The 22,280-nt window shown below is 38.4% G+C and carries 21 protein-coding genes, 1 tRNA gene and 1 pseudogene; 21 read left to right on the top strand and 2 right to left on the bottom strand.

What is annotated here, in order from left to right; genetic code table 11:
* Positions 1–9 precede the first annotated feature (9 nt).
* On the bottom strand, positions 10–1,230 hold the full coding sequence (locus ND2E_RS08890) for an EAL and HDOD domain-containing protein (protein ID WP_033094276.1): 1,221 nt from the start codon (positions 1,228–1,230) through the stop codon (positions 10–12).
* Positions 1,231–1,479: 249 nt separating this feature from the next.
* Between ND2E_RS08890 and putP the strand changes: the two genes are divergently transcribed.
* From putP to ND2E_RS08935, 9 genes are all read left to right on the top strand, one after another.
* Complete coding sequence (gene putP / locus ND2E_RS08895; RefSeq protein WP_033094290.1) at positions 1,480–2,967, top strand: sodium/proline symporter PutP; 1,488 nt, start codon at positions 1,480–1,482, stop codon at positions 2,965–2,967.
* Positions 2,968–3,210: 243 nt separating this feature from the next.
* Complete coding sequence (locus ND2E_RS08900; RefSeq protein WP_150113754.1) at positions 3,211–3,828, top strand: FKBP-type peptidyl-prolyl cis-trans isomerase; 618 nt, start codon at positions 3,211–3,213, stop codon at positions 3,826–3,828.
* Positions 3,829–3,954: 126 nt separating this feature from the next.
* Complete coding sequence (locus tag ND2E_RS08905) at positions 3,955–4,374, top strand: hypothetical protein (protein ID WP_033094274.1); 420 nt, start codon at positions 3,955–3,957, stop codon at positions 4,372–4,374.
* Between the two features lie 90 nt (positions 4,375–4,464).
* Entirely contained in the window at positions 4,465–5,271 is an 807-nt protein-coding gene (dapB, locus tag ND2E_RS08910; RefSeq protein ID WP_033094273.1) for a 4-hydroxy-tetrahydrodipicolinate reductase, read from the top strand.
* 291 nt (positions 5,272–5,562) lie between these two features.
* On the top strand, positions 5,563–6,714 hold the full coding sequence (gene carA / locus ND2E_RS08915) for a glutamine-hydrolyzing carbamoyl-phosphate synthase small subunit (protein WP_033094272.1): 1,152 nt from the start codon (positions 5,563–5,565) through the stop codon (positions 6,712–6,714).
* A 30-nt stretch (positions 6,715–6,744) separates the two neighbouring features.
* The gene (gene carB, locus ND2E_RS08920; RefSeq protein ID WP_033094271.1) at positions 6,745–9,960 is read left to right on the top strand and encodes a carbamoyl-phosphate synthase large subunit; all 3,216 of its coding nucleotides are present in this window, start codon (positions 6,745–6,747) and stop codon (positions 9,958–9,960) included.
* A 121-nt stretch (positions 9,961–10,081) separates the two neighbouring features.
* Positions 10,082–10,558 carry a transcription elongation factor GreA gene (greA, locus tag ND2E_RS08925; RefSeq protein WP_033094270.1) on the top strand — a complete coding sequence of 159 codons (477 nt, stop codon included), beginning with the start codon at positions 10,082–10,084 and terminating at the stop codon, positions 10,556–10,558.
* A 264-nt stretch (positions 10,559–10,822) separates the two neighbouring features.
* Positions 10,823–11,668 (top strand): SPFH domain-containing protein, encoded by an 846-nt coding sequence (locus ND2E_RS08930; RefSeq protein ID WP_033094269.1) that lies wholly within the window; start codon positions 10,823–10,825, stop codon positions 11,666–11,668.
* 22 nt (positions 11,669–11,690) lie between these two features.
* Entirely contained in the window at positions 11,691–11,903 is a 213-nt protein-coding gene (locus ND2E_RS08935; protein ID WP_033094268.1) for a hypothetical protein, read from the top strand.
* Positions 11,904–11,973: 70 nt separating this feature from the next.
* On the opposite strand, the gene yhbY is transcribed toward ND2E_RS08935, so the two are convergent.
* Positions 11,974–12,270 carry a ribosome assembly RNA-binding protein YhbY gene (yhbY, locus tag ND2E_RS08940; RefSeq protein WP_033094267.1) on the bottom strand — a complete coding sequence of 99 codons (297 nt, stop codon included), beginning with the start codon at positions 12,268–12,270 and terminating at the stop codon, positions 11,974–11,976.
* Positions 12,271–12,487: 217 nt separating this feature from the next.
* On the opposite strand from yhbY, the gene rlmE reads away from it, so the two are divergent.
* From rlmE to ND2E_RS08995, 12 genes and pseudogenes are all read left to right on the top strand, one after another.
* Positions 12,488–13,117, top strand: coding sequence for a 23S rRNA (uridine(2552)-2'-O)-methyltransferase RlmE (rlmE, locus tag ND2E_RS08945; RefSeq protein ID WP_033094266.1), 630 nt, complete (start codon positions 12,488–12,490; stop codon positions 13,115–13,117).
* A gap of 166 nt (positions 13,118–13,283) precedes the next feature.
* A complete protein-coding gene (gene ftsH, locus ND2E_RS08950; RefSeq protein WP_150113753.1) occupies positions 13,284–15,266 on the top strand; it encodes an ATP-dependent zinc metalloprotease FtsH in 1,983 nt (660 codons plus the stop codon).
* Between the two features lie 103 nt (positions 15,267–15,369).
* Entirely contained in the window at positions 15,370–16,227 is an 858-nt protein-coding gene (folP, locus tag ND2E_RS08955) for a dihydropteroate synthase (RefSeq protein WP_033094264.1), read from the top strand.
* Between the two features lie 126 nt (positions 16,228–16,353).
* On the top strand, positions 16,354–17,691 hold the full coding sequence (glmM, locus tag ND2E_RS08960; RefSeq protein WP_033094263.1) for a phosphoglucosamine mutase: 1,338 nt from the start codon (positions 16,354–16,356) through the stop codon (positions 17,689–17,691).
* Between the two features lie 253 nt (positions 17,692–17,944).
* Complete coding sequence (tpiA, locus tag ND2E_RS08965; protein ID WP_033094262.1) at positions 17,945–18,715, top strand: triose-phosphate isomerase; 771 nt, start codon at positions 17,945–17,947, stop codon at positions 18,713–18,715.
* A 2-nt stretch (positions 18,716–18,717) separates the two neighbouring features.
* Positions 18,718–19,122 carry a preprotein translocase subunit SecG gene (gene secG, locus ND2E_RS08970; RefSeq protein WP_033094261.1) on the top strand — a complete coding sequence of 135 codons (405 nt, stop codon included), beginning with the start codon at positions 18,718–18,720 and terminating at the stop codon, positions 19,120–19,122.
* Positions 19,123–19,175: 53 nt separating this feature from the next.
* A tRNA-Leu gene (locus ND2E_RS08975) sits at positions 19,176–19,260 on the top strand.
* Positions 19,261–19,565: 305 nt separating this feature from the next.
* Positions 19,566–19,820: a JAB domain-containing protein gene (locus ND2E_RS08980; RefSeq protein ID WP_033094260.1), complete on the top strand. Its 255-nt coding sequence runs from the start codon at positions 19,566–19,568 to the stop codon at positions 19,818–19,820.
* A 261-nt stretch (positions 19,821–20,081) separates the two neighbouring features.
* Positions 20,082–20,162 (top strand): annotated as a pseudogene (locus tag ND2E_RS23610) (hypothetical protein); the annotation flags it as partial.
* Positions 20,163–20,468: 306 nt separating this feature from the next.
* Complete coding sequence (locus ND2E_RS08985) at positions 20,469–21,029, top strand: tyrosine-type recombinase/integrase (RefSeq protein WP_033094259.1); 561 nt, start codon at positions 20,469–20,471, stop codon at positions 21,027–21,029.
* A 108-nt stretch (positions 21,030–21,137) separates the two neighbouring features.
* Positions 21,138–21,320, top strand: coding sequence for a methylation-associated defense system helix-turn-helix domain-containing protein MAD1 (gene mads1, locus ND2E_RS08990; RefSeq protein ID WP_033094258.1), 183 nt, complete (start codon positions 21,138–21,140; stop codon positions 21,318–21,320).
* Positions 21,320–22,213 (top strand): restriction endonuclease, encoded by an 894-nt coding sequence (locus ND2E_RS08995; protein WP_033094257.1) that lies wholly within the window; start codon positions 21,320–21,322, stop codon positions 22,211–22,213. Before mads1 ends, ND2E_RS08995 begins: the two co-directional genes overlap by 1 nt.
* Positions 22,214–22,280: the final 67 nt, after the last annotated feature.

Genomic DNA, 22,280 nt, shown 5'->3' with positions numbered 1-22,280 from the left:
AAATTAGCGCTAAATAGCCGCTTGCGTTTGCTCATCAGCCCATGTAACAGCTTGATTATAATGCTCTACCACTTTGTCTTTATCTAATTTTAACTTTTCCATCACTAAAGTGGTTTTATCCCATTGGGCTTGTTCGATAAATTCAACTAACTTAATCAAAGCAGCCATAACCCCTTTTTTTGTTAGAAGTGGTTGTTTGATATCTTCTGATAAAGGCAATTTCTCTAGCACTGAAGCCATATCTTCATCCAAAATGGCATCTATCATCGATAATAACCCAGTTAAAAAAGCAATAGAGGTATCGAGTTGTGAGCGAATATCTTCTGATACTAACTCACAAAACTTTGCTCGAGTCATTGCTAAGTTAATTAATTCGGACGGCTTATTTGGATTTGCAGTAATCGCAAACATCAAGCCTATAAAACGTTTTAACTCACCAGAGCCTAAGATAACAAGAGCTTGTTTGATGGTAGATATTTCATTACGACGCTTGAAGATAGCGGAGTTAGCATAACGTAACAATTTATAAGACAGTGATACATCACGCTCAAAAACATGGGTGATACTGTTTAAATCAAGTTCAGTTTTAGAGGTCTCGTACAGTAATTCCGCCATAGCTATCTGCGAAGGGGATAAATTCTTTGTTTTGATCATTTCAGGTTGTGCAAAAAAGTATCCCTGAAAGTAATCAAAGCCGAGTTGGAACATTTGATCATACTCTTCATATGTTTCAACTTTCTCAGCCAACATTTTGATATGAGGGTAATCTTTAGTCGCTCTAAGGACTTCACGAATCTCATCAAGCCCGCTTAATTGAATATCAATTTTAATGATTTTTATATAAGGATAAAAGTGCGCCCACACACTTTGGTGTTCGTAATCGTCTAAAGCTAGTGTATAACCTTTTTCATGTAAATCTTTACAAAACGCCAAAAGCTGCTTACCAGGTTTTATGGTTTCGAGAATTTCGACAACCACTTCATCAGGTTCAAGCATTTCAGGATACCCTTGCTTTAAGGTTTGCAGGGTGAAATTGATAAAGGCGGGTTTGTTACCGGTAAATTCGCTGATACCCATATTAAACTGACTGGCTTCTATCATTTTGCTAGTCGCTTCATCGCCATCAATATCAGGGAAAACATTATCTATGCTATCTCGGAAAAGTAATTCGTAAGCAAATAGTTTTTTATTTTTATCTAAAATAGGTTGTCGTGCAGCGTAAAAATTCATATAGGTAGTTATCTAGCTTAACTTAGAAATATTAATTACTATTGAATATATGGTATAGCGGCTTTGATTGCATTAGTTTTTTGAATAACTAGGTAGTTTATTCAATATACTTACAGTTGTTGCGTATTGTTATCATTACCATTGTTAATTCTGCTATAACATACTCTACTAAGGTTTCTTTTTTTGACCAATTTTGCTAGTTTAGCGATCTTACCCATTCACTATCATAATAATAAGCAGGTAATTACTTTGGCTATTGGAACCTTAATCTCATTAACTCTTTATTTTTTAACCATGTTGTTAATTGGTTTGTATTCCTACCGTAAATCAACCAGTGATGTTACTGGGTATATGTTGGGCGGTCGTAGTCTATCACCGAGTGTTGCTGCATTATCTGCAGGTGCGTCTGACATGAGCGGTTGGATGTTAATGGGGCTACCTGGCGCTATGTACATCACGGGCATGAGTAGTATTTGGATAGCTATTGGCTTAGTTATCGGTGCCTTTCTCAACTATTTAGTGGTAGCACCGCGCCTTAGAACCTATACCGAATTAGCCAATGATTCGATAACGCTACCAGATTTTTTTGAAAATAGGTTTAATGATAAAACCCGCGTGCTTAGAATTGTTTCGTCAGTTGTTATTGTTGTCTTTTTCACGCTGTATACCTCAAGTGGTATTGTTGCCGGTGGTAAGTTATTTGAAAGCTCATTTGGCTTAAATTATGAAATAGGATTATATGTTACTGCTGGAGTAGTGGTTGCTTACACCATGTTTGGTGGTTTTTTAGCGGTGAGTTTAACTGATTTTGTTCAAGGCTGTATCATGTTTATTGCCTTGGTCTTGGTGCCTGTTGTCACCATAAGCGAAGTTGGTGGTTTGTCTGAAATGCAAAGTACTATTAATACGATAAACCCAGACCTGTTAAATCTATTTAGTGGTGTCAGTGTTATTGGCATTATTTCAGCCATGGCTTGGGGCTTAGGTTATTTTGGTCAACCACATATCATTGTTCGATTTATGGCCATAAGAAGTGTAAAAGATATGCCAACAGCTCGCAGAATAGGTATGAGTTGGATGATTGTCGCTATTGTTGGCGCAATGGCAACTGGTTTTGCTGGTATAGCTTATGTGACCAAAACAGGGATAAAGCTGGATGATGCCGAAACCATTTTTATCGTACTTTCACAGTTATTATTTAGCCCACTAGTTGCTGGGTTTTTACTGGCAGCAATTCTCGCAGCCATCATGAGTACAATATCTTCTCAATTATTGGTGACTTCAAGTTCACTTACGGGTGATTTCTACCAAGCTTTCTTGCACCGCGATGCGAGTGAAAAACAATTAGTACTGATTGGGCGAATTTCAGTGCTCCTTGTTGCCTTGGTTGCCATTTACTTAGCATACGATCGTAATAGCAGTATATTAAGTTTAGTGAGTAATGCTTGGGCTGGGTTTGGTGCTGCTTTTGGACCTGTCATTATTGCTTCTTTGTATTGGAAAGAGATGACTCGAAATGGTGCTTTAGCCGGTATCATTAGTGGTGCAGTCACTGTACTTATCTGGATTTATGCCCCTATCACCATCGATGGACAATCATTAAGTGCATTGATGTATGAAATAGTGCCAGGCTTTATCGTTTGTTCAATAGCGATTTTCATCGTCAGCAAACTATCACCTCAAATTGAAACGAGTATCGGTACTACATTTGATGAGATGTTAGAACATCATAAATAAGGTATTCAATCCGTTCTAAGCACCCCTTTAAAAAACTCGTTACCATCAGTAACGAGTTTTTTATTTTTACAGTTTTTTTTCGTCGGTATTTACTTACGTTAAGCAACAATTTGAAGTTGTTCGCGTTAAAGTTTTTATGCTAGAATCGCGATAATTTTAAACCTTCGATTAATTTAGTTTCCTTTAACAGTAAAGTTTACATAAAATTAATCATTAAAAATGACAGTATAGTCTGGAGTTTATATACCAATGAGTTTTGATACTATTGAACAACGTGTTAGCTATGGCGTAGGTCGTCAATTAGGTGACCAACTTCGCAATAATCCTTTTAAAGAGTTTGATATCACTGCTGTACAAGCTGGTATTGCTGATGCGCTTGCTGCTGCTGCTAGCCAAGTTTCAGATGAAGACTTAAACGAAGCTTTTTCTATTGTTTCTAAAAAGTTACAAGAGCAAGAGCAAGCTGCTGCTAAAGAAGCTTCAGCGGAAGGTGAAAAATTCTTAGCCGATAATGCTAAACGTGATGAAGTAACTGTAACTGAGTCAGGTTTACAGTACGAAGTCATTACGACAGGTGAAGGCGAAAAACCTTCAGCCGAAAGCACTGTAAGTGTTCATTATCACGGTACATTTGCAAACGGTGATGTTTTTGATAGCTCTGTAGAGCGTGGACAACCAGCTGAATTCCCAGTAAATGGCGTTATTGCTGGCTGGACTGAAGCACTTCAGTTGATGACTGAAGGTAGTAAGTGGAAATTAACTATTCCTTACGATTTAGCATACGGTGAGCGTGGTTCTCAAGGCGCTATACCTCCTTATGCTACGTTAGTATTCGATGTTGAATTATTAAGCATCAAATAAATATCGTATTATAATGAAAGCCCTCAATTGAGGGCTTTTTTTTAAGCTAAAACAAATTGAATTAATGTGATGACTGAAAGTAAGCTAGCAGTTATTACGTTATGGAAAATGGGGGAGTAGGTGTTTATGCAGATTGGTACCGAGTTACAAGCACTTTTTAAACGCTATCAACATGCATTTATTCATTACGATCTTAATGAGGTAAGCCGATGTTATCACTTACCATGCACACTAAATACACCTGATAAAATAGTTTTACTTACAAACTCATCTGATTGTCTTCAAGAGTTCGGTACTATTTTAACTCAACTTAAAGAAGCAAATACAAGTGATATTATTGCGAAGAAGTCATCTTTTGAGCAGATAAGTAAACAGTTATATTTAGTGTGCATAGATTGGGATTTTATCGATGGGCAAGGTCAGGTTTTTGCAGATTTTACCGCGATTTACCATGTAATAAATGATGAAGGTACATTGAAAATTATTAATGTTATTTCTCATGAACTAGATAGCTCGTTAACACTAGCAGAGCCACTTGATTGGTAACATCTATTGAATATAAATTTGCGAGTAACAAAAAGTTAACTAAAATTATCGGCGGTTTCCGCTCTTTTCAAAAGAATAGTAGAGAACAATATGAAAGTAAAAGTAGCTATTTTAGGTTGCAGTGGTCGAATGGGGCGCAATTTAATTCAGGCAGCTCATGAACATGCAAGTATTGAATTAGTGGGTGGTAGTGTGCGTACTGGCTCATCTTTTGTCGATTTTGATCTAGGGGAGTTAGCCGGCATTGGCGCAATTGGCATTAAAACGTCAACGGCCTTATCTCAAATGACTGCTGCAGATGTTTTTATTGATTTTACTTCGATAGAAACCACGCTAGAAAACCTTGCTTGGTGTAATGAAAACAAAAAGGCCTTAGTTATTGGCACAACTGGTTTCTCTGATGAGCAAGTTGAAGTTATTAAAGAAGCTGGCAAAACTATGCCTGTTATTCTAGCGCCTAATACCAGTGTAGGTGTTAATTTAATGTTTAAGTTATTGCAAGTGACAGCAAAAGCGATTGGCAATGAAACGGATATAGAAATATTTGAAGCACATCACCGCTTTAAAAAAGATGCCCCCTCTGGTACGGCTGTCAAAATGGGACAAGTTATTGCTGATACGTTAGGGCGTGATCTTAATAAAGTTGCTGTTTATGGACGTGAAGGCATAACAGAGGAACGTGATAGAGAAACCATTGGTTTTGCAACGGTTAGAGCAGGCGATATTGTTGGCGAGCACACGGCTTTTTTTGCCGACTTAGGCGAAAGACTTGAAATTACCCATAAAGCAAGCTCTCGAATGACATTTGCTCTAGGTGCGATGCGTGCAGCATTTTGGTTAAACGATGCTGATGCAGGTTTTTATGATATGCAAGACGTACTCGGGTTAAAAGATTAATGTTAATTTCTAGTTAATACCAAGATATTAACGAAATTTCACTATAGATAAGTAGTCTTTTCAGCCCTTTGACTAGAAAATACTAGGAAAAGCTAGAAAAGACTACATTTTTACATATTATTACTAGACGAAAGTAAAGTACAAGCGTAAAATAAGTGGATTTTGTCAAAAATTTAGCTGAAAAGCAGTTTTTAACATCTATTCTTGTACGGGAAGTACAGTAAAAAGCAAATGCATGGAGCACTTGCTGTTACATGCGCGTTTACGTTTATTTCTTCTTTGGAGGTTACATTGGCTACATCTGCTATTTTAGTGCTTGAAGACGGCACTGTTTTTAAAGGCACCGCAATTGGTGCACAAGGGTCGGCTGTTGGGGAGGTGGTATTTAACACTTCGATGACAGGTTATCAGGAAATTCTTACCGATCCATCATATGCAGAGCAAATTATTACCCTAACTTACCCGCACATCGGTAATACTGGTACTAATAACGAAGATAAAGAGTCAAATAGCATTGTTGCTAAAGGTCTAGTTATTCGTGATTTGCCTTTACTTGCTAGTAACTTTCGTAATGAACAGAATTTAAGTGACTACCTAATTGATAACAATATCTTAGGTATTGCTGATATTGATACACGTAAATTAACGCGCATTTTACGTGAAAAAGGTGCTCAAAACGGCTGTATCTTAACATTAGATGATGTTAATGATGAAAGCCAACAAGCAAGTGCGCTGACTCAAGCTCAAGCATTTCCAGGCCTTAAAGGTATGGACTTAGCGAAAGTTGTTTCAACGAAAGAGCAATACCAATGGACAGACGGTAGCTGGGAACTTGGTAAGGGCTTTACAAAACCTGAAAACCTTGAATTTCATGTGGTAGCTTATGACTTTGGTGCGAAAAGTAACATTTTACGTATGTTAGTTGACCGTGGTTGTAAATTAACTGTGGTACCTGCACAAACACCAGCAAGTGAAGTACTTGCAATGAACCCAGATGGTATTTTCTTATCAAATGGACCAGGTGATCCAGAGCCATGTGATTACGCTATCTCAGCAATTCAAACTTTCCTAGAAACAGAGATACCTGTGTTTGGTATTTGTCTGGGTCATCAATTATTGGGTCTAGCAAGTGGCGCAAGTACAATAAAAATGAAATTTGGCCATCATGGTGCTAACCATCCGGTAAAAGACTTTGGTCGTGATGTTGTTATGATTACTTCACAAAACCATGGTTTTGCTGTTGATGAAGCTAACCTACCAAGCAACTTAAAAGTTACCCATAAGTCTTTATTTGATGATTCTTTACAAGGTATCCATCGTACAGATAAACCAGCATTTAGCTTCCAAGGTCACCCTGAAGCAAGCCCTGGTCCACACGATGCGGCGCCATTATTTGATCACTTTATTGACTTGATCAACATCTACAAATCAAACAACGCTTAAACCGACAGACAAGAGAAGAGAGAAAAGAAAATGGCAAAACGTACTGATTTAAAAAGTATCTTGATCTTAGGTGCAGGCCCAATTGTTATTGGTCAAGCCTGTGAGTTCGATTATTCAGGCGCGCAAGCGTGTAAAGCACTTCGTGAAGAGGGTTACCGAGTTATCTTAGTTAACTCTAACCCTGCAACAATTATGACTGACCCAGATATGGCCGATGCGACATACATCGAACCAATTCATTGGGAAGTTGTACGTAATATTATTGAAAAAGAACGTCCTTGTGCTGTTCTACCTACTATGGGTGGTCAAACAGCATTAAACTGTGCGTTAGAGCTTGAAGCCAAAGGCGTATTAGCAGAATTCAATGTTGAAATGATTGGTGCAACAGCAGACGCAATTGACAAAGCTGAAGACCGTAGTCGTTTTGACAAAGCAATGAAAGCGATTGGTTTAGAAACACCACGTGCGGAAATTGTGCACTCAATCGAAGAAGCACACGAAGCAAGCAAACATCTAGGCTTTCCTTGTATCATCAGACCATCATTTACAATGGGCGGAACTGGTGGCGGTATCGCATATAACACTGAAGAGTTCGATGAAATTTGTATCCGTGGTTTAGATTTATCGCCAACAACAGAATTATTGATTGATGAATCATTAATTGGTTGGAAAGAATATGAAATGGAAGTGGTTCGCGACAAAAATGATAACTGTATCATTATTTGTTCGATTGAAAACTTTGACCCAATGGGAATTCATACTGGTGACTCAATCACAGTTGCACCAGCGCAAACATTAACGGATAAAGAATATCAAATCATGCGTAATGCATCATTAGCTGTTCTTCGTGAAATTGGTGTTGAAACGGGTGGTTCAAACGTACAGTTTGGTATTTGTCCTGACACAGGTCGTATGGTTATTATCGAGATGAACCCACGTGTATCTCGTTCGTCAGCATTAGCCTCAAAAGCAACAGGTTTCCCTATTGCTAAAATCGCGGCAAAACTAGCTGTTGGTTACACCCTTGATGAATTAACCAATGATATCACTGGCGGTAAAACACCAGCATCATTCGAACCGACAATCGATTACGTAGTGACTAAGATCCCACGTTTTAACTTTGAAAAGTTTGCCGGTGCAGAAGATAGATTAACCACGCAAATGAAGTCAGTTGGTGAAGTGATGGCTATTGGCCGTAACCAACAAGAATCAATGCAAAAAGCATTACGTGGTCTAGAAGTTGGCGTAAACGGTTTTGACTCTATTGTTGATGTAACTCAGCCGGGTGCTAAAACTAAAATAATGCATGAGCTGCAAGAAGCTGGCGCAGATCGTATTTGGTATGTTGCTGATGCTTTCCGTTTAGGTTTAAGTGTTGAAGATATCTTTAGACTAACTAAAATTGACCGTTGGTTCCTAGTACAAATTGAAGACATCATTTTAGATGAAGCTAAAGTTAGCGAAGGTGGTTTAAAAGTATTAAACCCTGAATATTTACGTAAACTTAAACGTAAAGGTTTTGCTGATTCACGTTTAGCTGAACTCATTGGTGTAAGCGAAGCTGAAGTACGTAAAAAACGCCATAACGCTGAGATTTTCCCAGTGTATAAGCGTGTTGATACCTGTGCTGCAGAGTTCAGTTCTGATACTGCTTACATGTACTCAACCTATGATGAAGAATGTGAAGCTAATCCAACAGATAATGATAAAATCATGATCTTAGGTGGTGGCCCTAACCGCATCGGTCAAGGGATTGAGTTCGATTACTGTTGTGTTCACGCTGCTTTAGCACTTCGTGAAGATGGCTTCGAAACTATCATGGTTAACTGTAACCCTGAAACCGTTTCGACAGATTACGATACCTCAGATAGACTTTACTTCGAATCAATTACTTTTGAAGACGTTTTAGAAATTGTTCGTGTTGAAAAGCCGAAAGGCGTTATCGTGCAGTACGGTGGTCAAACACCACTTAAATTAGCACGTGCTTTAGAAGCTGCGGGTGTACCTATTATCGGTACTTCTCCAGATGCAATTGACCGCGCAGAAGATAGAGAGCGTTTCCAACAAGCGGTTGATCGTTTATCGCTACTACAGCCAGAAAATGCCACCGTAACGTCACTAGATGAAGCAATGGCAAAAGCTGAAAGTATTGGTTTCCCATTAGTTGTTCGCCCATCTTATGTTCTGGGTGGCCGCGCAATGGAAATTGTTTATGACCTAGATGATTTACGTCGTTATATGACTGAAGCTGTAAGCGTATCGAACGACTCTCCAGTATTACTTGATCACTTCCTTGATGATGCGATTGAAGTTGATATTGATGTTGTTTGTGATGGTACAGATGTCGTTGTTGGCGGTATTATGCAACACATTGAACAGGCCGGTGTTCATTCAGGTGATAGTGCTTGTTCACTACCAGCCTATAGCTTAAGCCAAGAAATCCAAGATGTTATGCGTAAGCAAGTATCAGACTTAGCGTTTGAGTTAGGTGTAATTGGCTTGATGAACACGCAAATGGCGGTTAAAGATGGTGAAGTTTACTTAATTGAAGTAAACCCACGTGCTGCCCGTACCATTCCTTTTGTTTCAAAAGCAACGTCAGTACCATTAGCTAAAGTTGGTGCACGCGTAATGGCTGGTAAGTCATTAAAAGAACAAGGCATTGTTAAAGAAGTGATTCCAAACTACTTCTCAGTTAAAGAAGTTGTTATACCATTTAACAAGTTCCACGGCAGTGACCCGCTAGTTGGCCCTGAAATGCGTTCAACGGGTGAAGTCATGGGCGTAGGTGATACGTTTGAAGAGGCTTATGCTAAGGCAAACCTTGGTGCTGGTGTATCTGTTCCTAAAACAGGTCGTGCGTTAATTTCAGTGCGTAACAGTGATAAAGTACGTGTACTAGAATTAGCTAAAATCATGGTTGAATTAGGTTATGATATTGATGCGACTCACGGTACTGAAGTTATTTTACGTGAAGCGGGTGTTCCGGTTCGACGTGTAAATAAAGTACACGAAGGTCGTCCACATATACTTGATAGAATTAAAAATAGCGAATACAGTTACATCATTAATACGACAGAGGGCCGAAAAGCCATAGAAGATTCTAAAGTATTACGTGGTGGAGCATTACGTTATAAAGTAGCTTATACAACAACATTAAATGCTGCATTTGCTACTTGTATGGCGCATGCTGCTGATGAAATGAGTACAGTACGTTCTGTTCAAGAGTTACATAATTCGTTGTAAATAAAATGCATAAGGCTTAAAGTCCTAAGTGACCTTGAGCTTATTTAAAGTATTTAAAGGTGGTTATCTGCTGTTCATAAGCGAGATTAACCACCTTTATTGTTAGAATGAGATGATAATAATGACTAAATATCCAATGACCCTTCGTGGTGCTGAACTGTTACAAGAAGAACTTAAATTCTTAAAAACAGAAAAACGTCCTCGTATCGTAAAAGATATTGCTGATGCTCGTGAGCACGGTGATTTGAAAGAAAATGCAGAGTACCATGCAGCAAAAGAAGAGCAGGGCTTTTGTGAAGGTCGTATACAAGATATTGAAGGCCGATTATGTAATGCACAAGTTATTGATGTAACAACCATACCGAATCATGGCAAAGTTATTTTCGGTACTACCGTTACCTTACTTAATATAGACACTGAAGTTGAAGTGACTTACCAAATTGTTGGTGATGACGAAGCAGACTTTAAAACAGGTCGTATTTCATTAAACTCACCTATCGCTCGCGGTTTAATAGGTAAAGAGGTTGATAGTGAGATTGAAATTACTATCCCTGGTGGCATTGTTGAGTATGAAATTGTTGCTGTAGAGCACATCTAACAACACCTTGTAATAATAAATTTGTGTAAGTAATTGTTGCAGTCTACTGGGCAACAATTGTTTATTTAAAAGGCCACAAACACCATGTTTGTGGCCTTTTTTGTGATATCTGCTTAACTTTTTCTGCTCTTTGCCTCAGTTAATTAAGTCATTTCAAATTGGTTGCTCTTGTAAAAGTGTTATCTGCACTTGCAAATATTCTATTATGGTGTAATTATTTTGATATCAAAGTGATATCACTTTTGGGTTCTATAAGGAGTTTACATGAACGAGAAAAAAGGTTTTTCGATTAATGGTTACGGTGTTTTTATTGCGCTAGTCGTCGCGGCAATTTTTATCACGAGTCAAGCTGCGATGGGCAATATAGAATTGATAACGGTACTGGTCTTTATATTGACTGTTGCTGCGATCCCTGGCTTTTTCATGGTGCAACCAAATCAAGCTAAGGTAATGACCTTCTTTGGTAGCTATGTTGGCACAGTAAAAGCTGCAGGTCTTCGTTGGACTATTCCACTCTTTATCCGTAAAACAATTTCATTAAGAATCCGTAACTTTGAATCGAGTCAAATGAAAGTCAATGATAAGCATGGCAACCCGATTGAAATTGCTACTGTGGTGGTTTGGTCGATAGACGATACTGCTGAGGCCGTATTTGAAGTAGATGATTACCTAAGTTTTGTGACAATACAAAGTGAATCGGCACTAAGAAATATGGCGATCAGTTACCCGTATGATCAACACGAAGGAGATCAAATTGCGCTTCGAAGCCACCCTAAAGAAGTGTCAGAAGCCTTAATACTAGAGATACAGCAGCGATTAGAAAAAGCCGGTGTAAAAGTACATGAAGCACGTATCAGTCATTTAGCCTATGCGCCAGAAATTGCTAATGCTATGCTGCAAAGGCAACAAGCTTCTGCCATTATTGCTGCCCGTCGCCTAATTGTTGACGGTGCTGTTGGTATGGTAGAAATGGCCCTAAAACAACTATCTGATAAAGATATTGTGGAACTAGATGAAGAGCGTAAAGCCACTATGGTAAGTAACTTATTAGTCGTTTTATGTAGCGATAAAAGCACACAACCTGTCGTTAATACTGGCAGTTTGTATTAATGCTAACTTAATAGGAAAATTCATGGCAGCTAAAAAAAGCTTCCCGCTTAGAATAAACCCTGAAGTTTTGGCAGCAATGCAGCGTTGGTCAGATGATGAACTGCGTAGTGTTAATGCGCAAATTGAATATGTGCTAAGAAAAGCTCTGGTTGAATCTGGGCGCGTGAAATTGACGCAAAAAGTGGTAACACTGATTGAAGGAGTTGAAACGGATCAAGCACCTGACGAAAAGTAATTAAAAAAAATGACAGCAATTGCTGTCATTTTTTAGCTGGGTAAACATAGTTTATCAAAGCGACTGAGAATTAGATTTTAGGAATTCTAATTTTCTTTTCTGCACTTTCACGATAAATCACTAACGTTTTACCGATCACTTGTACCTTAGTGGCATTCGTTTCACGACATATAGCATCAACGATTAATGCTTTAGTTTCTCTATCATCCGTTGGGATTTTAACTTTGATTAATTCATGATGATTTAATGCATAATCAATCTCGGCCACAACTGCTTCTGTTAAGCCATTATTACCAAGCAAAACGACTGGTTTAAGAGGATGTGCGACACCTTTAAGGTGTTGAATTTGTTTTTTGTTTAAGCTCATTACTAAATTTCGTTATTAGTTACCTTGAATTGCCGCTATTTTACCCTTATCTACTAATTAATACTAATACCAATCGCACTAATTTTATAATCATCTAGAAATCACCGTTATTAAGTTGTCAATTTTAGATATTTTTGTTTTCGATTATGAATAATTAACAGATCACAATGGTATAATCCTTTAATAATTAATGTTCTTTTTGTGAGTAAGCGAAAGCATGGCAAATAAAAAACACAAAGCAAGTAGTCAACGCTGGTTAGACGAACACTTTGAAGATGAATACGTAAAAAAAGCGCAACGTTTAGGTCTTCGATCTCGTGCAGTATTTAAACTGGAAGAAATTAACCTAAAAGATAAATTAATTAAACCAGGCATGAAAGTTGTCGATTTAGGCGCAGCTCCTGGTGGTTGGTCAGAATATGCGGTGAAAGCCGTTGGTGATAAAGGCCAAGTTGTGGCTTGTGATATTTTACCAATGGACTCTATTGTTGGTGTTGATTTCCTTGAAGGTGACTTTAGAGAAGAAGCAGTACTTGATGCATTATTAACACGTATTAATGGTAAAAATATTGATGTGGTGATGTCAGACATGGCTGCCAACATGACAGGTAATGAAAGTGCAGATTCTGCCCGTAGCATGTATCTCGTCGAACTTGCTTTAGATATGTGTAGTGAAGTGCTAAAATCTAATGGCTCCTTTATTGTAAAAGTGTTCCAAGGTGCGGGTTTTGAAGACTATATGAAAGCAACACGCGCAGTTTTTAAAACGGTAAAAACACGCAAGCCAGAATCTTCAAGAGCGCGCTCAAGAGAAGTTTACTTGGTTGCTACAGGTTATAAAGGTTAACGCTAATGACAAAGGTCATAATAGACAAGTTGTAACTAGTTGTTACTAGCGACTAAAGTTAAATAGCTCCAAGCCTTGAATTGTAGTAAATTAGGCACAATAGACTAGTATAGATTTGTTTTAATATATATTTTAAATATCACAAGAGGTCATTAAGTTGAGCGATATGGCGAAAAATCTTATTTTATGGTTAGTTATTGCAGTTGTTTTGATGAGTGTATTTCAGAGTTTTTCTCCAAATACCACTGAAAATCAACAAATGGATTACACCCGCTTTATTAAGGATGTACGCCAAGGTCAAATTCGTGATGCGAGTGTTGACAGAAATGGCGTGATCACGGGTGAAAAGCGTAGTGGCGAAGCATACAAAACCGTTATACCTGGCGGCTATGATCGTGATTTAATTAATGATCTTGTTAAGCAGGGCGTGCGCGCTGAAGGTAAGTTGCCTGAAGAAACAAGTTTCTTAACAACTATCTTTGTTTCTTGGTTCCCGATGATTTTACTTATTGGTGTCTGGATTTTCTTCATGCGTCAAATGCAAGGCGGTGGCGGTAAAGGCGCCATGTCTTTTGGTAAATCTAAAGCTCGTCAATTAAGTGAAGAACAAATTAAAACAACATTTGCCGACGTTGCTGGTTGTGATGAAGCGAAAGAAGATGTTGCTGAATTAGTTGATTATTTACGTGAACCTAGCCGTTTTCAAAAATTAGGTGGACGTATTCCATCAGGTATTTTACTTGTTGGCCAACCAGGTACAGGTAAAACGTTATTAGCGAAAGCAATTGCTGGTGAAGCGAAAGTTCCTTTCTTTACCATTTCAGGCTCTGACTTTGTTGAAATGTTTGTTGGTGTTGGTGCATCGCGTGTACGTGACATGTTTGAACAAGCTAAAAAAGCGGCACCTTGTATTATCTTCATCGATGAAATCGATGCGGTAGGTCGCCAACGTGGCGCGGGTATGGGTGGTGGTCATGATGAACGTGAGCAAACACTTAACCAAATGTTAGTTGAAATGGATGGTTTTGAAGGTAATGAAGGCGTTATTGTTATTGCTGCAACTAACCGTCCTGACGTATTAGACCCTGCATTACTTCGTCCTGGTCGTTTTGACCGTCAAGTAACTGTTGGTTTACCTGATATTCGTGGTCGTGAGCAGATCCTTAAAGTACATATGCGCAAAGTACCATTAGGTGATGATGTTAAAGCAGAAGTTATAGCTCGTGGTACGCCAGGTTTCTCTGGTGCTGATTTAGCTAACTTAGTGAACGAAGCGGCATTATGCGCTGCACGTGCATCAATTCGTGTTGTTGGTATGAAAGAATTTGACGCCGCGAAAGATAAGATCATGATGGGCTCAGAACGTAAGACCATGGTAATGAGTGAGTCAGAAAAAGAAATGACTGCGTACCATGAAGCAGGTCATGCAATTATTGGTCGTTTAGTACCAGATCATGATCCAGTTTACAAAGTGAGTATTATTCCTCGTGGCCGTGCTCTTGGTGTAACTATGTACTTACCTGAGCAAGATAGATTTAGCCATTCTAAGCAACATCTAGAAAGTAACATTTCTTCGCTATACGGTGGTCGTGTTGCTGAAGAAGTTATTTACGGTAGTGATAAAGTTTCTACTGGTGCTTCAAATGATATTGAAAGAGCAACTAACATTGCTCGTAAAATGGTAACGCAATGGGGTCTATCAGATAAAATGGGGCCTATGTTGTTCGCTGAAGAAGAAGGTGAAGTTTTCTTAGGTCGAACCTCTGCTAAATCGTTACATATGTCTGATGAAACAGCGAAAAGCATTGATGAAGAAATTAAATCAGTTATTAACCGTAACTATCAACGAGCTGAAGACTTAATCAAAGAAAACATGGATGTACTACATGCCATGAAAGATTGTTTGATGAAGTATGAAACCATTGATGCTTTACAAATCGATGACTTAATGGCTAGAAAAACTGTTCGTCCTCCTGCAGGTTGGGAAGATAAGGGTGGTTCAAGCTCTAATTCTGATGACAGTAAAGGTGATAAAGAAACGGTTGTTGAAGCAACGACTAAAGATGCTGAAACGGCCAGTGAAACTGAAGAAGTTAATCAAATTAAACCTGACACAACTAAGCCAAGTGGTGATACACCCGCAAGCTAAGATGTTTATATAATTATTAAAGCCTCGTTATTTACTATAAATACCGAGGCTTTTTCATATGTAGCGCTTTCTTATTTACTGAACACAGCAAGAAAAGATCAAAATGACAACAAATAATTTTTCAGCTAATAACGCAAACAATCAACAAACTGAGCAGCAAAATAAACCTCAAGCGCAAGTGATGGGTATCCTTAATGTTACCCCTGATTCATTTTCTGACGGTGGAAAGTTTGCCACCTTTGATAAAGCACTTGCTCAAGTAGAACAAATGATAAACGACGGAGTTGATATTATCGATATCGGTGGTGAATCGACCCGTCCTGGTGCTGTTGAGGTAAGTGAAGAAGATGAATTAGCGCGCGTTATCCCATTGCTTAAAGCCATTAAATCGAAATTTGATATCAAGGTATCAATCGATACCAGTAAAGCAGAAGTCATGTCACAGGCCATTGCACATGGCGCTGATATTATTAATGATGTTCGAGCTTTACAAAATGAAGGCTGTTTAGCCGTATTAGCAAAGAGCGATGTGCCAATATGTCTAATGCATATGCAGGGCTTACCGCGCTCAATGCAGGACAACCCTCAATATGACGATGTTATTGCTGATATAAAACAGTTTTTTATTGACCGTATACAAATATGTGAACAAGCAGGTATTAACCGAGAGCGTCTTATTTTAGACCCAGGTTTTGGCTTTGGTAAAACGTTAGAGCAAAACTATCAGTTACTTGCACAACTTCACCAGTTTAGTGATTTAGGTTTACCACTACTATCCGGAACGTCGAGGAAATCAATGATAGGTAACTTATTAGCCCGTAATGTTGACGAACGCCTTGCAGGTAGCCTAACTACCGCTATAATAGCCGCACAGCAAAACGCGAGTATAATTCGAGTGCATGACGTTAAAGAAACGGTCGATGCCCTCAAAGTATTATCCATAACAGCTAAGTACCAATGATGGTCAGTTGTAGCAGAGAAAAGACAAGATTAGCTAACGTTAGATAATTTAACGAATATCTACTGAAAATCTGATAGCAGTCGCTGCAATGAATAAAGCTATACAAGAAAGTATATAAGGAAAAACATGTCAAATCGTAAATATTTTGGTACCGATGGTATCCGTGGTTTAGTTGGTCAATACCCAATCACACCAGAGTTCGTCATGAAGCTGGGTTATGCGGCGGGTAAAGTACTCGCCGGACAAGGCACTAAGAAGGTGCTTATTGGTAAAGATACGCGTATCTCAGGCTACATGCTTGAATCAGCACTTGAAGCAGGTTTCTCAGCCGCAGGAATCGATGTAGGTTTACTTGGTCCTATGCCAACACCAGGTATTGCTTATCTGACTAAAACATTCAGAGCCGAAGCTGGCATTGTCATTAGCGCCTCGCATAATCCTTTTTATGATAATGGCATTAAGTTTTTCTCTAACAGCGGGGAAAAACTCCCTGATGCGGTTGAATTAGCGATTGAAGCTGAATTAGACAATCCAATGGGGTGTGTAGAATCAGCAAAGCTTGGTAAAGCGAGTCGCGTTAATGATGCAGCAGGGCGTTACATTGAGTTTTGTAAAAGTAACTTCCCTAGCAAAATGTCATTAAAAAACTTAACTATCGTGGTTGATTGTGCCCATGGCGCTACTTATCACATTGCGCCTAATGTGTTTCGTGAATTAGGTGCAACAGTTATTGAAATAGGTACCGGGCCTAACGGAACTAATATCAATAAAGACTGTGGCGCAACCTCTATGACAGCAATCAGTGAAGCGGTTGTTGAACATAATGCTGATCTCGGTATTGCCCTTGATGGTGATGGCGATCGTATCATGATGGTCGATCACACGGGTTATGTTATTGATGGTGATGAAATTATCTATATCATCGCGTGTAATGATTTAAAATCTGGTCGAAAAGAGGGCGGCGTTGTTGGTACTCTCATGAGTAATATGGGCTTAGAGTTAGCTTTAAAAGAATTAGACATTGAATTTGCCCGTAGTAATGTTGGTGACCGCCACGTGATGGAGCTGCTAAAAGAGAAAGGTTGGCAGTTAGGTGCTGAAAATTCAGGCCATGTTATTAACCTTAATCATACCTCTACCGGTGATGGTATAATTGCTGCGCTTAATGTGCTTACTGCGGTAACTAAACAAGAAAAATCGTTGTTTGAGTTACGTCAAGGCTTAACAATGCTTCCGCAATTACTTGTTAATGTTCGCTTTGCTGGAGAAAATAATCCATTAAATGATGCTGATGTACTGGCTGCGGTTGATGAAGTGAATGAAACACTAACAGGTCGTGGCAGAGTATTACTGCGTAAATCAGGCACTGAACCACTTATCCGTGTCATGGTGGAAGGTCCAGATCTTGATGAAGTGACGTTATTGGCTAACAAAATTGCCGATTTAGTAAAACTGGTTAAGTAGTTAAAGTGATTAATCAGCGCTATTAATGAAAACTCTCTTAGGCTGTTATTGTAATAACCTTAAGAGAGTAGAGCGATTATATTGTGCTAACATGCCGCGATAAGTATAAAAAAACTGCAACTAGTAAAAGATATGTGTTAAATACTTGTATCTTTTGCGTAGGTTAGTTACTATCTCGCGGCTTCATTTTAGCAATGACTCCATTTAAAGGTTAACGGAAGTCAGAAGATAATAACCTAGGTAAGAGGTCGGAATGACTAGACAAGCAATTGTAGCCGCAAATTGGAAAATGAACGGTGACTCAGCCCTAGTTGATACTATGGTTTCAGGATTGGCAAATATTGAGTTATCATCACATGTTGATGTTGTTATTTGTCCTAGCTTTCCTTATTTATCTGAACTTAATCAGAAAATAAAATCAGCTAACTTAAATGAAGCAATTCATGTTGGCTCTCAAAATGTGAGTGAATATGACAGTGGTGCTTTCACAGGTGAAGTATCCACAGCTATGTTACAAAACTTAGCTATTAATTATGTAATAATTGGTCACTCTGAACGTAGAAGTATTTATAATGAAACCTCTACGCAAGTTGCTAAAAAAGTGCATGCTGCATTAAATGCAGGCTTAACACCGATTTTATGTATTGGTGAAAGCGAAGAAGAACGTGCAACTGAACAAACAGAAACTGTGTTATCATCACAGATTCAGCCAGTTATTGATGAAGTTGGCATAGAGAAATTTGACAATGTTGTTATTGCTTATGAGCCAGTATGGGCCATAGGAACAGGTAAAACAGCATCAAGTGCGATGGCACAAGAAACACATCAGTTTATTCGACAATTTTTAGCTCAACAAAATGAGCAAGTAGCGGATAAAGTACCATTACTCTACGGTGGCAGCGTAAATGCAGCTAACTGTGAAGAACTATTCGCACAAGCTGATATAGACGGTGGTCTTATCGGTGGTGCTAGTTTAAAAGCAGACCAATTTAAAATTATTTGTTCTGCAGCGAAAGGAAAATAGAAATGTTGTATCAAGTATTAATTATAGTCTACGTACTAATTGCTTTAGCCCTAATTGGTTTAGTGCTAATTCAGCAAGGTAAAGGCGCAGATATGGGCGCATCTTTTGGTGCTGGCTCTTCTGCTACTGTGTTTGGCTCAGGTGGCTCAGGTAACTTCCTAACATCAGCAACAACATATTTAGCCGTAGGTTTTTTCGTTATCAGCTTAATTTTAGGTAACTTAACTGCTAACCGTACTAAAGCAGTTGATGAATGGAACAACCTAGAAGTTCCTGCTGAACAAGCAGTTGATGCTATTCCTGGCGAGAGCGCTGAAGCAACTACATTACCAGCTGTACAAAACAGCGATGTACCTGCATCAGACGAACCTGCTAAGAAAGAAGATGACAGCAACGTTCCAGACTAAAGTTAACTAATCCTCAATTAGTTAACAGTAAAAGTTTAAAAATCTAGTATTGCGCGGATGTGGCGGAATTGGTAGACGCGCCAGCTTGAGGGGCTGGTGACTTAGGTCGTGGGGGTTCAAGTCCCCCCATCCGCACCACTAGATTTAATTATTATAAAAGGCCGATACGTCATGTATCGGCCTTTTTGCGTTTGTATATCTCTTTCTCACCGTTATTAACTAATCCAACTGATTGTTTAACTTGGGATTAAATTATTTAACCTGAACTCTGGATAATGAGTGCTTGATGTTTAAATAAAATCAACAACTTAGGTTGTTACGTATAAAAAGTAATAAAATTAAAGTAGTTATGAGCTTTATCAATGTTTCATTTTATTCAATTATCAAGGCAAAACGTTTATGAATAGCTGGCTATTTATCGACGTTTTAACGCTGAGAATGGGATGAAGAGGAATGTTGAGCAAGTGCTGCTTATCCAGAGTTCAGGTTATTCATTTACTGCGCAATTCATTGACAAAGAACAACTATTATCAGATGGTGCTGCTGTTTTTTTTGTACATAACCATCCATCTGATGAAGCGAAAGCTTCGCAAGCAGACATTACGATAACGAAGTTCTTAAAGGAAGCGTTAGCACTTATTAATGTTCAAGTTCTTGATCATATTGTTGTTGGCGATAGTGCAACATTATTTGCATAACATGGACTGTTAAAGCTGACCATTTAAAACTAACTAATAAACTTTTTAAATACCTCAGCTACAGTGCCTTCAAACCTTAAAGAAGTAACCATCATGAAATTGAACCTTAACAAAGATCAAGCCTTTGCCGTGCCAGAAAAACAATATTAACTTATTAATACTGAATTAGCTGAGACAATGACACCAGCTAATGCAACAAGCGCAATAACGCTTAACTATAGGGGCCCTGATTACTCAGCTTAAAAAGTAGGCTATCAGCCAGTTGAAATACAATTAGAAAATAAAAATAAAAATAAAAATGAATTATGGAAAGTCGCTTATATCACTGATTTTTCTTTTTAAGGCTCCTCCTTTTCTGAACTGGTCAAAGAAATTTATATCTCTTTTATTTCTTAGTAAGTATTCAGTTTTTTTGTGGTTGGCTAAAGAATTGCTGAGTTTATTTATTGATAACTTTATTGACTATTACTTGTTGGATTTTTATCAGGTAAGTATTAGCTTTGATTAAACCCACCATATTACATAAGGACTCAGGTTCTCAATTAGGGAAAACGGGAACTTGCTATCCCTTGTGTATCAAGGACTCCACACCAAACAGCCCTGTGAGGGGCTCAATTACACGCTATACAACAAAAGAGGAAGCTGAATATGGCTGAAGTTGAAGCGATTAAAGAGCTTGATTCTATCAAGTTAATCAGTCATTTATTAGAAATAAGATGCAGTAAGCAAATGTCTGATATTTGGAACATTGGTTTGAACCTAGCATTACGAATATCTGACTTACTGTCAATAAAATTTAGTGACATTCAAGAAGACCGATTAGTGATTAAAGAATCGAAAACAGGAAAGCAAGCCAACATCAAATTAAATAGTAAAGTGATTAAGCACATAAGGAGAATTCAACAAGAGCACCCAATGCATATTTACTTGTTTCAATCATACCGAAACCAGCAGGCCATTAACGCATTACCAAAACCACTATCAAGACGTTCTGTAACTAAAGCGTTTGCTTTGGTAGGGGAGGAATTAAACCTTAATTTAGGAACACATTCGATGCGTAAGACCAGAGGCTATCATCTTTATAAGCAGACTAAAGATATCGGCAGGGTAATGAAGATGCTTCGGCATGGTTCAGAAGGGGTGACACTTAGGTATATAGGTATAACCCAAGACAACATTGATAAAGACTTTGTTGAGCTTGAGATTTAAAGAATAGAGGGGGCTACTCCTCCATTCTTTTTTTCTAAAATTTGACCATAACTTGTTAATTCCTCAATTTTCTCATATTATCGTTTTACTCAATTGAAAGGCTTAACTATGACAGATGAAATACTGACCATTCAAGAACTTGCAGAGTATTTAAAGCTTAATGAAAAAACGGCTTATCGTTTGGCAAGTGAAGGAAAGCTACCAGGTTTTAAAGTAGGCGGCAGCTGGCGTTTTAAACGAGTTGATTTGGAAAAATGGATAGAAGATAAAAAGAATAATAAGGAAAGTTAGTGATACCCAATTATCAAGAGTTTATGCGCCCCTTTTTAGAGATCGCTTATGCAGCCAAAGGACAAGAAGTAAAACTTCGTGATGTCATCAATGAGCTTGCTGATAAGTTTAACCTTAGTGAAAACGAGCGTGAAGAAACACTGCCTAGTGGTAAACAAAGTATATTAGATAACCGTGTCGGTTGGGCACGTACCTACCTTTCTAAAGCTGGTTTATTAGAAGTAACAAGACGAGCTCATTTCATAATTACAGATCGGGGCATCACCGCGCTTAAAGATAAAGAAGCTGCTATTGATAAAAAGTATTTAAAGCAGTTTGATGAGTTTATTGCATTCACCGAGCAAAAAAGCGAAGGCTCTGAAACTATAGAAACAGCATCTATAGATACCGAGGAAATTACTCCTGATGAAGCTCTACGTGCGGCATATAAAACCATTAACAACTCGTTAGCTCAAGATATTCTAGAACGCACTCGCAAAGTCACACCTGCCTTCTTTGAAGATCTCCTAATAGAGCTCCTCGTAGCCATGGGGTATGGCGGCACTGGAGAAGGGGCTGCTCATGCTTTAGGGAAATCTGGTGACAATGGGATTGATGGTGTTATAGATCAAGACCCGCTTGGTGTAGATCAGATATATATACAAGCTAAACGTTATGCTCAAGGGAATAATGTTGGCTCTGGTGATATTCGTGATTTTTTTGGTGCTTTAAATTTGAAAAAAGCACAGAAAGGAATTTTTATCACTACATCTGATTTTACTTCTTCAGCAACACAAACCGCCAAAGATTTAGGCATGCGCATTGTACTTATCAACGGTAAAGAATTAGCTAAACTCATGCTGCGATATAACATTGGCAGCAGAGACGAACAGGTATTACACCTAAAGAAATAGATGAAGAATTTTTTGAAGCGTAAACAAACAACTAAATGTGTTTACGCTCGACTTAAGAATTAGGAAC

Origin of the sequence: Colwellia psychrerythraea (assembly GCF_000764225.1) — a bacterium.
In the GTDB taxonomy this organism is placed as follows: domain Bacteria; phylum Pseudomonadota; class Gammaproteobacteria; order Enterobacterales; family Alteromonadaceae; genus Colwellia; species Colwellia psychrerythraea_D.
The sequence above is the reverse complement of the archived record's forward strand: the minus strand, read 5'-3'. Positions and strand labels throughout refer to the sequence as shown.

What these genes read in the sequence shown, in the direction of transcription:
- greA (WP_033094270.1), top strand. Translation starts at nt 10,082, where the DNA reads ATGACTAAATATCCAATGACCCTTCGTGGTGCTGAACTGTTACAAGAA.
- yhbY (WP_033094267.1), bottom strand. Translation starts at nt 12,270, where the DNA reads ATGAGCTTAAACAAAAAACAAATTCAACACCTTAAAGGTGTCGCACAT.
- ND2E_RS08890 (WP_033094276.1), bottom strand. Translation starts at nt 1,230, where the DNA reads ATGAATTTTTACGCTGCACGACAACCTATTTTAGATAAAAATAAAAAA.
- mads1 (WP_033094258.1), top strand. Translation starts at nt 21,138, where the DNA reads ATGACAGATGAAATACTGACCATTCAAGAACTTGCAGAGTATTTAAAG.
- folP (WP_033094264.1), top strand. Translation starts at nt 15,370, where the DNA reads ATGACAACAAATAATTTTTCAGCTAATAACGCAAACAATCAACAAACT.
- tpiA (WP_033094262.1), top strand. Translation starts at nt 17,945, where the DNA reads ATGACTAGACAAGCAATTGTAGCCGCAAATTGGAAAATGAACGGTGAC.
- ND2E_RS08905 (WP_033094274.1), top strand. Translation starts at nt 3,955, where the DNA reads ATGCAGATTGGTACCGAGTTACAAGCACTTTTTAAACGCTATCAACAT.
- ND2E_RS08985 (WP_033094259.1), top strand. Translation starts at nt 20,469, where the DNA reads ATGGCTGAAGTTGAAGCGATTAAAGAGCTTGATTCTATCAAGTTAATC.
- ND2E_RS08930 (WP_033094269.1), top strand. Translation starts at nt 10,823, where the DNA reads ATGAACGAGAAAAAAGGTTTTTCGATTAATGGTTACGGTGTTTTTATT.
- ND2E_RS08935 (WP_033094268.1), top strand. Translation starts at nt 11,691, where the DNA reads ATGGCAGCTAAAAAAAGCTTCCCGCTTAGAATAAACCCTGAAGTTTTG.
- ND2E_RS08980 (WP_033094260.1), top strand. Translation starts at nt 19,566, where the DNA reads ATGAAGAGGAATGTTGAGCAAGTGCTGCTTATCCAGAGTTCAGGTTAT.
- dapB (WP_033094273.1), top strand. Translation starts at nt 4,465, where the DNA reads ATGAAAGTAAAAGTAGCTATTTTAGGTTGCAGTGGTCGAATGGGGCGC.
- glmM (WP_033094263.1), top strand. Translation starts at nt 16,354, where the DNA reads ATGTCAAATCGTAAATATTTTGGTACCGATGGTATCCGTGGTTTAGTT.
- carB (WP_033094271.1), top strand. Translation starts at nt 6,745, where the DNA reads ATGGCAAAACGTACTGATTTAAAAAGTATCTTGATCTTAGGTGCAGGC.
- secG (WP_033094261.1), top strand. Translation starts at nt 18,718, where the DNA reads ATGTTGTATCAAGTATTAATTATAGTCTACGTACTAATTGCTTTAGCC.
- ftsH (WP_150113753.1), top strand. Translation starts at nt 13,284, where the DNA reads ATGGCGAAAAATCTTATTTTATGGTTAGTTATTGCAGTTGTTTTGATG.
- rlmE (WP_033094266.1), top strand. Translation starts at nt 12,488, where the DNA reads ATGGCAAATAAAAAACACAAAGCAAGTAGTCAACGCTGGTTAGACGAA.